The sequence below is a fragment of the Bacillus shivajii genome, assembly GCF_020519665.1.
Taxonomy (GTDB): Bacteria; Bacillota; Bacilli; order Bacillales; family Salisediminibacteriaceae; genus Bacillus_CA; species Bacillus_CA shivajii.
Genome location: NZ_CP084703.1, coordinates 1,080,905 through 1,093,997 on the forward strand (window position 1 = coordinate 1,080,905; position 13,093 = coordinate 1,093,997).

The window sequence follows — 13,093 nt, forward strand, 5'->3', positions numbered from 1 at the left end:
AAGGAGACACCGAGTTTTCGGGACGTCTCCTTTATTAAGTAGATTTCTTTTTCATTTTTTCGATAAGAAAATCAACAAATCGGTAAAGAGAAAATAAAATAACGCCAGTTAATAACGAGCCAGACATATAACCTGCAGAGAAGTTTGCGGGCCTAAACCACTCTTCATTTTGGCCAACGAAAATTCCAACTATAATGGAAATCGCGATGATCGTAAAAGCAACGATATATTCTTTCTTTTCATCTTTTGTTAAGTTCTTTACTTTTAATTCAAACTCCATAGCAACTCCTCCATTTCCGACCATTATTGATTATATTATACTTTTAAAGGCTTCCCTATGCAATGTAAATAAAAGGGGGAGTATTTATTTCATTTTTCGAAATAATTGACGGTTTCCTTTCTGAATATTAAGATAGAACAAATGATAAAAGAGGGGTGTCTATTATGAACCGTGATCCGTTCGTTGCAACGTTTTCTATTATCGGTTTTGATCCAGAAACGAAAGAATGGGGAATAGCTGTACAATCTAAGTTTTTAGGCGTAGGGGCAGTCGTACCTTGGGCAAAAGCTGAGGTAGGAGCAGTAGCAACTCAGTCGTTTGCTAATACTGCGTTTGGTCCACAGGGACTTGAGCTGTTGGAAAAAGGTTTTACCCCAGAAGAAGTAGTTGAGAAATTGATTGAAAATGATGAAGACCGTGCCTTAAGACAATTTGCGATTATTGATATAAATGGAAACAGTGCTGCTTATACTGGTGAAAACTGTTATGACTGGGCAGGACATCGTCAAGGTACATATTGCACAGCTCAAGGGAATATCTTAGTTAGTGAAAAAACTGTCGATGCACTTGTAGAAACATTTGAGCAAACGAGTGGAACGTTGTCAGAAAGGCTACTTGAAGCATTAGATGCCGCACAGTCTGCGGGTGGTGATTCTCGTGGAAAACAATCTGCTGCCCTTTTTGTTGTTCAACAAGAAGGGGGTTACGGAGGATACAATGATCGAAAATATGATCTTAGAGTAGATGACCACCCAGAACCAATTAAAGAGATAAAACGCTTATTTGATCTACACGAACTTTATTTTTCAAGGCCGGATGAAAATGAGTTGTTAACCATTGACGGAGAAGTTTTAGAAAACGTCCAAACGGTATTAAAAAAGGAAGGCATGTTATCTTCCGTCCATAAAGAATACAATGAAGATGTAAAACAAGCACTTAAAACCTATTATATGCAAGAGAACTTTGAAGAGCGTTGGAGAGAAGATAAGAAAATCGATCCGCAAGTCTTAAAATACATGACCAATAAAGTGAAGAGCTGATTTTTCAGCTCTTTTTGCTTTGCACGTTAATTTATAAAATTTTAGCGAAGAAGTAGCTCGACTTAGAGAAAGGCTCGCCAATCGGCGAGTTTTCTTTAGATTGAAACTTTTTATTGAAAATCTACGACAGAGTCTATAGAGAAAAAAGTGAAACCAATTGCTAACCAAACCGTATTAGTAGTAATGAAAAAAAAGTGAGGCGATTTATATGATTATCGTAAATACAGAAACAGTCCCTGGAATGGAAATTGAAAAAGCATTGGGCGTTGTGTCTGGGAATGTCGTGTTAGCTAAACACATTGGAAAAGATATTGTGGGTGGCTTACGAGGTATTGTTGGTGGAAAGATGACAGAATATGAAGAGATGTTTCGTGAGTCTAGAGAAGCTGCTGAAAAAGAGATGGTTCAAAGTGCCGAGAGATTAGGGGCAGATGCCATAGTAAATATACGATATTCTTCATCGTCCATTATGTCAGGTTCTTCTGAAGTATTAGTATATGGTACAGCTGTAACGCTAAAATAGTAATCTTCATAAAAAGCCAACCTAGTCATTAAAATTGGTAATAGTGGTATAGAGAAGATTTATGAGAAGTATAATGAGAAGAATAAGGTATTAAACAAGAATGAACTCGGTCTTACCGAGTTTTTTCTGTCAGTTAAGGGTAAAGAATAAATAGGGAGGGGAAAACAGTGGCATGGATTTTCATACTATTGGCTGTCATTGCCGTTGTCCTTTTATTAATTAATGATAAACTACGACTGATTTTAGAGCATTTGGATAATGAAGAAGTAAGACAGAAAAACAATGCAGTAAGCGAAAATATAAAAAGTGATATAAACAATGAAACTTATAAAAGCTAATCCTATTAGGAGCGGTCATAGACAAGTTACGGTCAAAATGGAGAAAGGAGTTAAGACATGATAAAGAGGTGGACATTCCTAATCATCATATTCGTTTTTACTTTAGTAGCATGTGGTACGAATATAGAGCAGGACGAAGTTCAAGGAAATGAGCTTATCACATCTGAAACAGAAGCTGGGGACTATTTGCTTCGTCTTATTTCTGAAAAGGAAGTATATGAACAAGCGGAAGAAGTCGTGCTGAAAGCAAAATTGAAATACATCGGTGAAGAAGAAGAAAAAACCATTTATCATGCGATGTCTCCATTTTGGTTTGATATAGTTGAAACGACCCGTGGGATAGAAATTCCTTATGTAATGAACCAACCGCTTTTAGAAACAACGTTAGAAAGAGATGTTTGGTTTAAAGAAACATATAAAAAATCAGGCAGTTATTCAGAAGAAGATGAAAACCGTGAATTTATTGAAGCTTTTCTTGAAGGTGAGTCTTTCCCACCAGGTGAATATGAAATCGAATTACGAACGGATTTCTTTACTGAAGATGAAAATGGTGAAGAAAAAAATCACAACTATTCTGCAACACTTATGATACAAGTGAAAAAATAAGTAATCTTGGAAAAAAGGAGGTGCTGTTGCGCCTCCTTTTTTATTGCGAAATTTTGTCCATACTCGTCTTTTTTCTAGGTATATTACATATATTTCTCTTACGGAAGATTCTAGTCCAACAAGAGAAGGAGGCATGGTAAGAAAGATTTACTTCATAAAAGAGTCATTTAAGTATGCCAATTAAAAAATGATTTTTTATAAGAAAGGAGCGAAACAAAATGAAAGCGCTAACAAACGCATCGACGAAACTGATGCAGAGGTATTTGCCAGATCCATTTCTATTTGTCATTATTTTAACTTTTGTCGTTTTTGCTCTCGGTCTTCTGATAACGCCAAGTACTCCACTAGAAATGGTTACTTATTGGGGAGATGGTTTTTGGGATTTATTAACGTTTGCCATGCAGATGGTCCTCATTTTAGTCACTGGGTATGTATTAGCTTCAAGTCCACTATTTAAAGGATTTTTGCAGAAGTTAGCAAAGCTTGCCAAATCACCTGCTCAAGCCATTGTCATTGTAACGCTTGTCGCACTAGCAGCAAGTTGGATTAACTGGGGTTTTGGGTTAGTTATTGGAGCATTATTTGCTAAAGAGCTTGCAAAGCAAATTAGAAATGTTGATTACAGACTTCTCATTGCTAGTGCATATAGTGGGTTTATCGTATGGCACGGCGGGTTTGCTGGATCGATTCCATTGACAATTGCAACAGAGGGTCATTTTACTGAAGACTTGATAGGTGTCATTCCAACGAGTGAAACAATTTTTGCACCATTTAATTTATTTATCGTTATCGCTTTATTTATTTCAGTACCAATTTTAAATCGGTTCATGATGAATAAAGACGATGTTGTAGTAGTTGATCCGAAATTACTTGAAGATTCACCAAGTGAAGCGCAAAAGGAAAAAGCCAACCAGACACCGGCAGAGAGGTTGGAAAATAGTAAAGTGCTGTCGATGGTCACTGGTTTTATGGGGCTTGTTTTCATCGCCTACTATTTATCGCAAAATGGATTTAGTTTAAACTTAAATATTGTTAATTTCATATTCTTATTCTTAGGGATCCTTTTCCATATGACACCACGCAACTTCTTAAATAGTGTTGCAAATGCAGTAAAAAATGCTGGAGGCATTATCGTACAATTTCCATTTTACGCAGGTATTATGGGGATGATGGTAGCTTCAGGGCTTGCAGTCGAATTTTCACAATGGTTCGTAGCCATCTCAAATGAGTTTACGTTCCCATTATTTGCATTTATTAGTGCTGGGATAGTCAACTTCTTTGTTCCTTCTGGTGGCGGACAATGGGCAGTGCAAGCACCAATTATGCTTTCGGCTGGAGCTGAATTAGGGGTAGATTCAGCAAAAACAGCAATGGCTGTTGCTTGGGGAGATGCATGGACGAACATGATTCAACCATTTTGGGCATTACCAGCACTAGCAATAGCTGGGTTAAAAGCACGTGATATTATGGGATTCTGTTTGTTTGTTCTTTTCTTAAGTAGTATTGTAATTGGAATTGGTTTACTATTCTTTTAAATGGTGAAAATTAATTTTCATAAATGAAAAGGAAAAGAATGTCGCAAAAGAGAATAAATAATACAGAAATGTTCACAAAATTGTCGGGGACCTGGTCCCCGACAATTTTGTAATTTGGAAGGTGTGTTTCGTTTGTTGGTGAACCGTGAGCTATTATTTATACACTTAGCAGTTTTACTTTTTGGCTTTTCAGGACTTTTTGCTGCATTGACCTCATTATCAGCGCTTGCGATTGTATTTGGAAGAGTTATTTTTGCTTCTCTCTTTTTATGGTTAGTTCTTTACGTGCGAAAAGAAACGATAAGGCTCTCCGATAGGAAAGAGATGATTCCTTTTATATTTATTGGTGGGTTGTTAGCTCTCCATTGGTGGAGTTTTTTTCATTCAATTCAATTATCTTCGGTTGCGATTGGTTTAATAACATTTGCAACGTTTCCGATCTTTGCGAGTTTTCTCGAACCGATTTTTTTTCGTGAATCATTTCAAAGAAAGAACTTACTTTTTGCAGCGATCAGTTTGATTGGAGTACTCGTTATTGTTCCGGACTATAGTGTAGGTAGTGAAGCGACCCAGGGAGCGCTTTGGGGGCTCGTTTCAGCTATTACATTCGCGTTATTATCAATCGTTAATAGAAAGTACGTGCAACATAGAACCAGTTTACAAATAGGTTTTTATCAAAATTTCTTTGCTATGATATGTCTCGTACCTTTGATCACACAAATGTCTTTCATTAATACGCAAATGTATGACATCTTTCTATTAATTGTATTAGGTATTGTGTTTACAGGTTGTGCCCATGTTTTATATATCCAAGGGTTAACGAAGGTAAATGTGCGTACAGCAAGTATTATTACAACCCTTGAGCCAGTTTATGGAATTATTGCGGCAATGTTACTCATTCAACAGTTCCCAGTGCCGAGAGAGTGGGTTGGAATCATCATCATTATTTCTCTCGTATTATATGTTTCATGGGACAAAGAGAAGCAAAAGAAAAAAATAATTGAAGAAGGAAAAAGAAGTCCTATTTGAAACAACAACAGTAAATAAAGTAACAAAACAAAATACAAAGGAAAATATTAAAGGAACTAAATAAGGAGATGAAATCCTTCTCTACACTTCCGTGAGCTCATTAAGGTGATTCGTGGAGGAGAAAGGATGCAATTAACTTTACGGAAAACAAGTTGATAAAAAGGAGAGAATTAAATGATCCCAGATAATTTATATAAACAAACAGCAAAGTATTATGACTATGACCCTCGTAATATTGTAAAAGAAGATCTCGCCTTTTACGAAATGATGGCTGAAAAGTTTAAGGGACCTATATTAGAACTAGCTTGTGGAACAGGACGTGTTCTCCTTCATTTGGTGGCTAAAGGTTATCAGATGACCGGAGTAGATAGGTCTGAAGCAATGCTCGAGGTTTTAAATGAAAAGTTAGCAAAACGCTCTCTCGAACAACAAAAAAGAGCTAACATTGTTCAAGGATCAATGACAGATTTTACATTTCACTCACCTTTTCCTTTAATCGTCATACCATTTCGTTCGTTTCAAATATTAGAAGAAGAAAAAGATCAAAGAAGTTGTTTACAATCTGTTTATAGTGCGCTCGATGACCATGGACGGTTTATTTTACATATCTTTCGTCCAAAAGGGGTACTTGATGAGTCGTGGGTATATCCAGAAAGAGTACAATGGGAGGTCTTTAATTCCAAAACAAATGAGCGTGTGATAAAAACAGATAAAGGTGTATCGATTGATGTTACAAAGCAACGACTTGTTGCTGAGCAAGTGTATAAAGTTACAAAGGATGACGGAAGTTATTTCGAATTGCCACAGCACATATCATTAACTTATTATTATGAAGAACAAATACGTGAATTGCTCGAGTCAGAAGGATTTATTATTGAAGAGATTAGAAATGGTTTCGACATGAACAACCCTAATGAGGGGCACGAAATGGTTGTTATTTGTAAGAAGAAATTGAGTTATATTGATTGATCGATCGAAAACAACAGAGCAAAGCTTTATACAAGAAAGGAGGCCGCTGAAAAATAATTGATTAAAGGATGTTCGTCAAAAAAGAAGATACTATGAAAGCAAACGGAGTGAAGCTAGAATAGTTGTCACACTTGTGCCCCTAGGTGAAAACGAAGAAATTTGTGGGTAGACATATTGACTTTTTCAGTGGTTCCCTGAAAGTGGGAACCACTTTTTTAAGTAATCGACAAATTCTTACATATTTCCACGGTAATACAATTATTCTTTAAAATTAATTAGTGTTAAGACAATCTGGTCCTCTCATAATCATAATACGGAATGCCTGCTAGCTATAACAACTATGTCCATTCTGTCACGATTATATTTTGAGATGGAGGGAAGCTCATTGATTACAAGAATTGATCGTCTGCAAATTGAATTGCCAAAACCGAAAGCGCCTGATGCAAATGGAGCTGCAGCCGTACAGGAGTTGTTAGGTGGAAAGTATGGAGAAATGTCTACTTTAAATAATTATATGTTTCAATCTTTTAACTTTAGAAGAAAAAAGAAATTCAAACCATTTTATGATCTGATAGCTAGTATTACTGCAGAAGAGTTTGGGCATGTTGAATTAGTTTCTAATACGATTAATTTAATGATTGAAGGAACGACATTCCCAGGAGATCCTGATATTACACCGATGCAAAATGCAAAAGATAAACGAAATAGTCATCATTTTATCGCGTCAGCACAAACGGCGTTACCTGCAGATTCAATGGGAAATGCATGGACAGGAGATAATGTCTTTACAAGCGGGAACTTAGTATTAGATTTACTTCATAACTTTTTCTTAGAGTGTGGGGCTAGAACACATAAAATGCGCGTATATGAAATGACGGATAATCCTGTTGCTAGAGAGATGATTGGGTATTTATTAGTAAGGGGAGGCGTGCACGTTGTTGCATACGCAAAAGCACTTGAAGTTGCTACAGGTGCAGATATCACGAAAATGGTCCCAATCCCAAGCTTAGAAAATAAACACTTTGAAACAACAAGAAAATTTGAAGCAGAAGGAGTTCACCGAAAGTTGTATACATGGAGTGCTAGAGACTACCAGGATATCAATAAAATATGGAAAGGAACACACCCCGAAGATGGTAGCCCACTAGAGGTTATAAAAGGTACACCTCAAGGAGGACCAATTCCAGACCTAGAGGAGATACCAGAAGAGTTTGCACCAGGAGTTACACAAGAGGACTTCATGGAAATTGCTAAACGTTTACAACGTTCAGCAGGCATTTCAGACAATTAATTTATGAAATAATAAAAGTGTTTAAAATTCATATCGTTGTTATATGTCGAAAACAATCAATAAGTAACAAAAAACGACACCGTTTTGATTACAAAACGGTGTTTTTACTCGTATTATAGTGGAATATCTCGATAATCATTGGCAGAATTTTTTAAAAAATTTAGGAAAAAAAGAATAATTTTTGTTAATATAATAGATAGTTGGCTACTGACGGAAAAATGAGGTGTATATTTGTGGTTAATGATGCACAAATAGACTGGCGCAATGAAATGGCTTCATTTGTAGGAGAACCCCCTGAGAATGAAGACTTTGCGAAATGTCTTTATTTAATGATGAATCAACTTTCTGATGGAGTAATGTCTATCGGTGATAATTGGAAAATCACTTATATGAATGATACTGCTGCTACTCTTTTAAAAAGAAATAAAGAGACGTTAATCGGTAAATGTATTTGGGATGAATACCCTGAAGCAATAAGAACACAATCTTACCATGCATATCATCGGGTATGGATTGAGAAGATTGCACTTGAATTTGAAGAATTCGATCCGAATACAGATTCTTATTATAATATTAGAGCATTTCCAACGAATGAAGGGATTACGATCTTCTTTAGAGATGTTACGCAACATCGTAATGCTACAAAAGTAATCGAGCAAAGCTATCAAAGTCTTTTTGATGGACATTCAGAAGCAGTGTGTTCATTAGACTTAGAAGGTAGGCTATTGTCAGTGAACCGAGCGTTTATTAATTTATTTCGAACCGACGAAAAAATTTTACTAGGTTCAAAATTTACATCATTTATTCCAAAAGAGAAGCTAGAGCTTGCTGAAAAAGTCTTCAATTTAGCAAAGTTAGGGAAACCCAATGCAGAAGAATTTCATATGACAAAGCATGTCGGCAAACCTTTAACGGTATTAGTGAGTGGCATCCCGATTATCGTTGATTCTCAAATCATTGGTACATATGGCATCATCAAAGACATTACGAAAGAACGATTAAATTTAGAAGAAGTTCATCGTCTATATCATATGAATCAGCTTATTATCGAGTCTGTAGGGGACGGTATTTTAGGTTTAGATCAAAAAATGAATGTTCTTATGTGGAATGAAGCCGCTGAAAAAATAACTGGATATAAGAAAGAAGAGTTGAGTGAGGAAGTTTTATCGAGTTTTTTAAAAACGGTTTCTTTTAAACCATTAAGTGACTTAAGTAATGAACATCGACATGAAGCTAGTTTGTCAAAAGATACCGTCGTTCGAAAAACGGGAGTTACTTTTTTTAGAAAAGACGGAACCCCATACATAGCCGAATATATTTTAACACCGATGATTTCAGGTGGTGAAGTAGTAGGGGCCGTATTAACGTTTCGTGATATCACTGAAAAAAGAAAGTCTGAAGAGATGCTTCATCAATCAGAGAAGCTATCGGCTGTCGGACAATTAGCAGCAGGGATTGCTCATGAAATTCGTAACCCGTTAACTTCGTTAAAAGGGTTTTTACAATTAATCGAATTAAACAGCAGTGGAAAAAAAGAATACTTTGATATTATGAAGTCTGAATTTGCGAGAATTGAACAGATTTTAAATGAATTACTTATTTTATCAAAGCCGCAAACGTTGAAAAAGGAACCAACGGTCATATATGAATTGCTTTACCATACAATCACTTTGTTAAATACTCAAGCAATTATAAAAAATATCGAAATTGAATTTACCAGTAATACAAAAGAAGCAAAAGTTCTCTGTGCTGAACACCAAATTAAACAAGTATTTGTAAACTTAATAAAAAATGCCATCGAAGCAATGGAAGAAACAGGGGAAATAAAGGTTAAGCTAAATCAAGAGAAAGGTTTTGCTATTATAACGGTAGAAGATCAAGGGTGTGGAATTCCTAAAGAAAAACTAAAAAAAATTGGTGAACCATTTTTCACTACGAAAGAAAAAGGGACGGGCTTAGGATTAATGGTTACTTTTCAAATTATTGAAGAGCATGGAGGAGAAGTTCAAGTAGATAGTAAAGAAGGGGAAGGGACGAAATTTACGATTCGTTTACCTTTATATTCTGTATAAATGATAGAGAAGGTTGCCTTTTAAAGTAGTGGGCGTTCTTATAACTCGGTAATGATAGGAGTTACAAGAACGTCTACTAACTTATTAGGCAACCTTTTAATTAATGGTCATCCGTATTCCAGTTGTTCAGTTCAGCCTCTACTTCTTCTTTTGATTTACCGTATCTTTCTTGTATTTTACCTATAAAACGATCTTTATCTCCTTTGATTTCTTCTATATCTTCATCTGTTAGCTTTCCCCATTTTTTCCGAGCTTCACCTTTCCATTTGTTCCATTTTCCTTCAAATGTATGTTTGTTCATGATATCATCCTCCTTTGTTAGAAATATTACCGCGATAAATTTATACAAAACCACTTTTCTTGAGAAGCGAAGTACATTAAAGCATAGGAACTGACAGAGCAGGATTCTTTAATTTATACTGGATTTTGCGGTAAATGTTAAAAAGTGACCTATTAAAACAAATCTAACGTTTTGGTCGAAAGGTGAAAAATGAATGTGGATAAATGACGTTATAATATGGGTGCTTGTAATTTTCATGTGTGTAGGGGCATTAGATCGAATCTTTGGTAATTCATTTGGTCTTGGGAAGTCCTTTGAAGAAGGGTTTTATGCAATGGGGCCATTAGCTTTGGCGATGCTTGGGATTATATCACTCTCTCCTGTAATCGCTAATATATTAGCACCTATCATATCACCGTTATTTCAATTAATCGGTGCTGATCCGGCTATATTTGCAGGGATTGTATTGGCTGTTGATATGGGGGGATATTTTTTAGCGGAAGAACTAGCAGAAAATCGTCAAGCGGCTATATTTTCTGGCATCTATTTAGCGACGATGATTGGACCAACCTTTGTTTTTACTATACCAGTTGCTCTTAGTCTAATAGAAAGAAAAGATTATCCGATTTTTTTCAAAGGGGTTTTATTAGGCATTATTCCAATACCAGTAGGCGCTTTATTAGCAGGGGTATTAAGCGGTTTTTCATTGAGATTTATTTTCATTCAGCTCATTCCTTTATTAATCTTTTCATTAGTAATTTGTATTGGTTTAATCATTGCTCCTCGTTTAATGACAAAGGTGTTCGGTGTGATAGGTAAAGCGATTGTGGTCATCATAACATTAGGCCTTGTATTTTCAATCGTTGAAACGTTAACAGGCTTTATTATAATTCCGGGAATGATTCCGCTATCTGAAGGATTTGGAATTGTTGGGATTATCGCGATTACGTTAGCCGGTGCATTTCCTCTTGTCCAATTTATAAAAATCATTTTAAAGAACGGACTTACTCCATTGGCAAGAAAGTTGGAAACGAATGAATCAACATTGATCGGTTTCGTTTCATCCTTAGCGCATAGCATTCCAATGTTTAAGCTCTTAAAAGAGATGGACGAGAGAGGAAAATTAATGAATGTTGCCTTTGCTGTAAGTGGGGCGTTTGTTATTGGTGGGCATTTAGGATTTACAGCATCTGTTGAACCAAACTATATATTTCCAATGATGGTTGGAAAGCTAGTATCTGGTCTTTTAGGAATAATGTTGGCAATATATTTTGTAAACCGCTCCTCTTATGAAAAAGAAAACAGGTAAGAGCCGAATATAAGTGCTCTTACCTGTTTATTTCATTTATTTTAGATGATACAAATTTTTTGTATTGAATATTATCTGTGTAATCAAAAATGGTTGCCGCAATTGTCATTTCTTTATTAGCCTCTTCTAAACGTCCAGTAAACCAATGGATGTTTGCCATTTGATAATGAAATTCACCTAATAAGTATAGCGACTTTGTTTCTTTGCAAAGTTGAAGTCCTTGTTCACATCTACTTAATGCATCTTCATACTTATGTTCACGAATAAATGTTAATGTCAAATTGTATAAAATTCGAAGAAAGATCTTGGGGCATTCTAATTTTGTTAACTTTTCATAGTTTAAAATCGCTTTTTCATAATAACTTTGAGCTTTTGCATGGTGATCATTTTCGCCATAGAGGTTCCCTAATGAAACCAGTATTTGAATTTGTGTTTCAGTATAGTGGATGGACGGTTGATACATATTAAGTGCTTGATATAATAGCTTTAAGGCAGTTTTAAAGTCGCCTTTAACATAATTCACCACTAACGCTTCGTGCCAAAGAATCACTTGTTTGAAACGTGGTTTATGAAATATGGGATTATGTCTTTCATTTTCTATAACCTGGCCGACTTCTTCATACTTTTTTTCTTCAACAAACTTTCGAATCAAATAGATTGTATCTTCAGCATAATGAATTTTAGGGCTTTCTAGTTCTTCGAAGAAAAAGTTCATATCGACACCAAGACGATTAGCAAGAAGATGTAAAGTGTTGGAGTCAGGACTTTTTATATTATCTTCTATTTGACTGATCTCACTTAGAGTGCATATGCCGTCAGCAATGTCTGACTGGGAAAAGTTATTTGCAGTTCTAAGCATACGTATGACATTGCCAACTTGCCAATTCTCACTCATATTGTAAGCCCCCTAATGATAATAATATAATCTATATTAACACATCTTAACGATGAAAGAGTTGGTAAATGATTATAATTGTAAATGGTATATAAGTGGGGGACATTAATATTTAACACTTATTTTACTGTATTAGGTTTCAGGCCTTTTTGTTTTTTCTTCCTTTCTGATGTTTCGTCCATCTCTTCATTTTCAGAATCATGGTTACTTGTTTTCTGAAATTCTTTCATTAACTTTAAATGTTTGTTCATTTTCTTTTCATGTCTTTGGCTTCCATAATAAAAAAATTTTGTATGATGCCAGTTATACCAAAATTTATGCCATTGTAACCAAAACTGCTTATCACCTTTCATGATGCATACCTCCCATCTAATCGATGCTCCATTTGTAGTATACTCATTCCCGAATCAATAAATGAAAAACAATATAATTAATAAGAGGCATTTATATGAAGAAAAATGAAGAAAAAAACTCTCCTATTTTTATAGGAGAGCTTCAAAAGTTATTAAAGAGACGCTGATTCGTTTTCATGTAATACTTTTTCAATAATATCTCGAATAACTGATTCACTTATCGGTTTTTGTATAAAAGAATAAGCGCCTAATAAACGTGATTTTTTCAGGTGCGCTTGACCAGTTGTAGAAGAAGCCATGATGACTTTCGTTTGAGGATGAAGCTGATGTATTTCTTTTAATGCAGCAATGCCATCCATATTCGGCATGATAATATCTAGGAAGACAATATCCGGCTTTTTCTTTAGACAAGCTATCACAGCTTCTTTTCCGTCCTTTGCTTCATATATGTTATTAATTCCGATCGTTTTTAAGGAATCAATAAATTGCTTCCTTATGATTTCTGAGTCATCACATACAAGTACTGAAAGCTCACCTTGCAAATATATTCCCTCCTTCACTTTCTAAGTCGAA

At 35.4% G+C, this 13,093-nt stretch carries 15 protein-coding genes; 10 read left to right on the forward strand and 5 right to left on the reverse strand.

The annotated features are described in order from the left end of the window. Nucleotides 1–34: 34 nt before the first annotated feature. Nucleotides 35–280 (reverse strand): hypothetical protein, encoded by a 246-nt coding sequence (locus LGQ02_RS05195; RefSeq protein WP_226517146.1) that lies wholly within the window; start codon nt 278–280, stop codon nt 35–37. Nucleotides 281–444: 164 nt separating this feature from the next. On the opposite strand from LGQ02_RS05195, the gene LGQ02_RS05200 reads away from it, so the two are divergent. The 9 genes from LGQ02_RS05200 to LGQ02_RS05240 all read left to right on the forward strand — a co-directional run bounded on the left by LGQ02_RS05200 (nt 445) and on the right by LGQ02_RS05240 (nt 9,683). Further along, nucleotides 445–1,320 (forward strand): DUF1028 domain-containing protein, encoded by an 876-nt coding sequence (locus LGQ02_RS05200; RefSeq protein WP_226517147.1) that lies wholly within the window; start codon nt 445–447, stop codon nt 1,318–1,320. 208 nt (nt 1,321–1,528) lie between these two features. After that, nucleotides 1,529–1,843 (forward strand): YbjQ family protein, encoded by a 315-nt coding sequence (locus tag LGQ02_RS05205; RefSeq protein WP_226517148.1) that lies wholly within the window; start codon nt 1,529–1,531, stop codon nt 1,841–1,843. A 167-nt stretch (nt 1,844–2,010) separates the two neighbouring features. After that, complete coding sequence (locus LGQ02_RS05210; protein WP_226517149.1) at nt 2,011–2,181, forward strand: hypothetical protein; 171 nt, start codon at nt 2,011–2,013, stop codon at nt 2,179–2,181. Nucleotides 2,182–2,238: 57 nt separating this feature from the next. Next, on the forward strand, nt 2,239–2,787 hold the full coding sequence (locus LGQ02_RS05215; RefSeq protein WP_226517150.1) for a hypothetical protein: 549 nt from the start codon (nt 2,239–2,241) through the stop codon (nt 2,785–2,787). A gap of 218 nt (nt 2,788–3,005) precedes the next feature. After that, on the forward strand, nt 3,006–4,322 hold the full coding sequence (locus tag LGQ02_RS05220; RefSeq protein ID WP_226517151.1) for a short-chain fatty acid transporter: 1,317 nt from the start codon (nt 3,006–3,008) through the stop codon (nt 4,320–4,322). A gap of 138 nt (nt 4,323–4,460) precedes the next feature. Then, the gene (locus tag LGQ02_RS05225) at nt 4,461–5,351 is read left to right on the forward strand and encodes a DMT family transporter (RefSeq protein ID WP_226518227.1); all 891 of its coding nucleotides are present in this window, start codon (nt 4,461–4,463) and stop codon (nt 5,349–5,351) included. A 174-nt stretch (nt 5,352–5,525) separates the two neighbouring features. Further along, nucleotides 5,526–6,320: a class I SAM-dependent DNA methyltransferase gene (locus LGQ02_RS05230; RefSeq protein WP_226517152.1), complete on the forward strand. Its 795-nt coding sequence runs from the start codon at nt 5,526–5,528 to the stop codon at nt 6,318–6,320. 385 nt (nt 6,321–6,705) lie between these two features. Beyond that, complete coding sequence (locus LGQ02_RS05235; protein ID WP_226517153.1) at nt 6,706–7,611, forward strand: manganese catalase family protein; 906 nt, start codon at nt 6,706–6,708, stop codon at nt 7,609–7,611. A gap of 233 nt (nt 7,612–7,844) precedes the next feature. Continuing rightward, nucleotides 7,845–9,683 (forward strand): PAS domain-containing sensor histidine kinase, encoded by a 1,839-nt coding sequence (locus LGQ02_RS05240; protein ID WP_226517154.1) that lies wholly within the window; start codon nt 7,845–7,847, stop codon nt 9,681–9,683. 100 nt (nt 9,684–9,783) lie between these two features. Here the strand turns inward: LGQ02_RS05240 and LGQ02_RS05245 are convergent, their stop codons facing one another. Further along, complete coding sequence (locus LGQ02_RS05245) at nt 9,784–9,984, reverse strand: CsbD family protein (protein ID WP_226517155.1); 201 nt, start codon at nt 9,982–9,984, stop codon at nt 9,784–9,786. Between the two features lie 193 nt (nt 9,985–10,177). On the opposite strand from LGQ02_RS05245, the gene eutH reads away from it, so the two are divergent. Further along, on the forward strand, nt 10,178–11,272 hold the full coding sequence (eutH, locus tag LGQ02_RS05250) for an ethanolamine utilization protein EutH (RefSeq protein ID WP_226517156.1): 1,095 nt from the start codon (nt 10,178–10,180) through the stop codon (nt 11,270–11,272). 19 nt (nt 11,273–11,291) lie between these two features. On the opposite strand, the gene LGQ02_RS05255 is transcribed toward eutH, so the two are convergent. The 3 genes from LGQ02_RS05255 to LGQ02_RS05265 form a co-directional block, all read right to left on the reverse strand. Continuing rightward, complete coding sequence (locus LGQ02_RS05255) at nt 11,292–12,167, reverse strand: helix-turn-helix domain-containing protein (protein ID WP_226517157.1); 876 nt, start codon at nt 12,165–12,167, stop codon at nt 11,292–11,294. Nucleotides 12,168–12,286: 119 nt separating this feature from the next. Further along, nucleotides 12,287–12,520, reverse strand: a complete 234-nt coding sequence (locus LGQ02_RS05260; protein WP_226517158.1) for a hypothetical protein — start codon at nt 12,518–12,520, stop codon at nt 12,287–12,289. A 152-nt stretch (nt 12,521–12,672) separates the two neighbouring features. Next, nucleotides 12,673–13,062, reverse strand: a complete 390-nt coding sequence (locus tag LGQ02_RS05265) for a response regulator (RefSeq protein ID WP_226517159.1) — start codon at nt 13,060–13,062, stop codon at nt 12,673–12,675. Nucleotides 13,063–13,093: the final 31 nt, after the last annotated feature.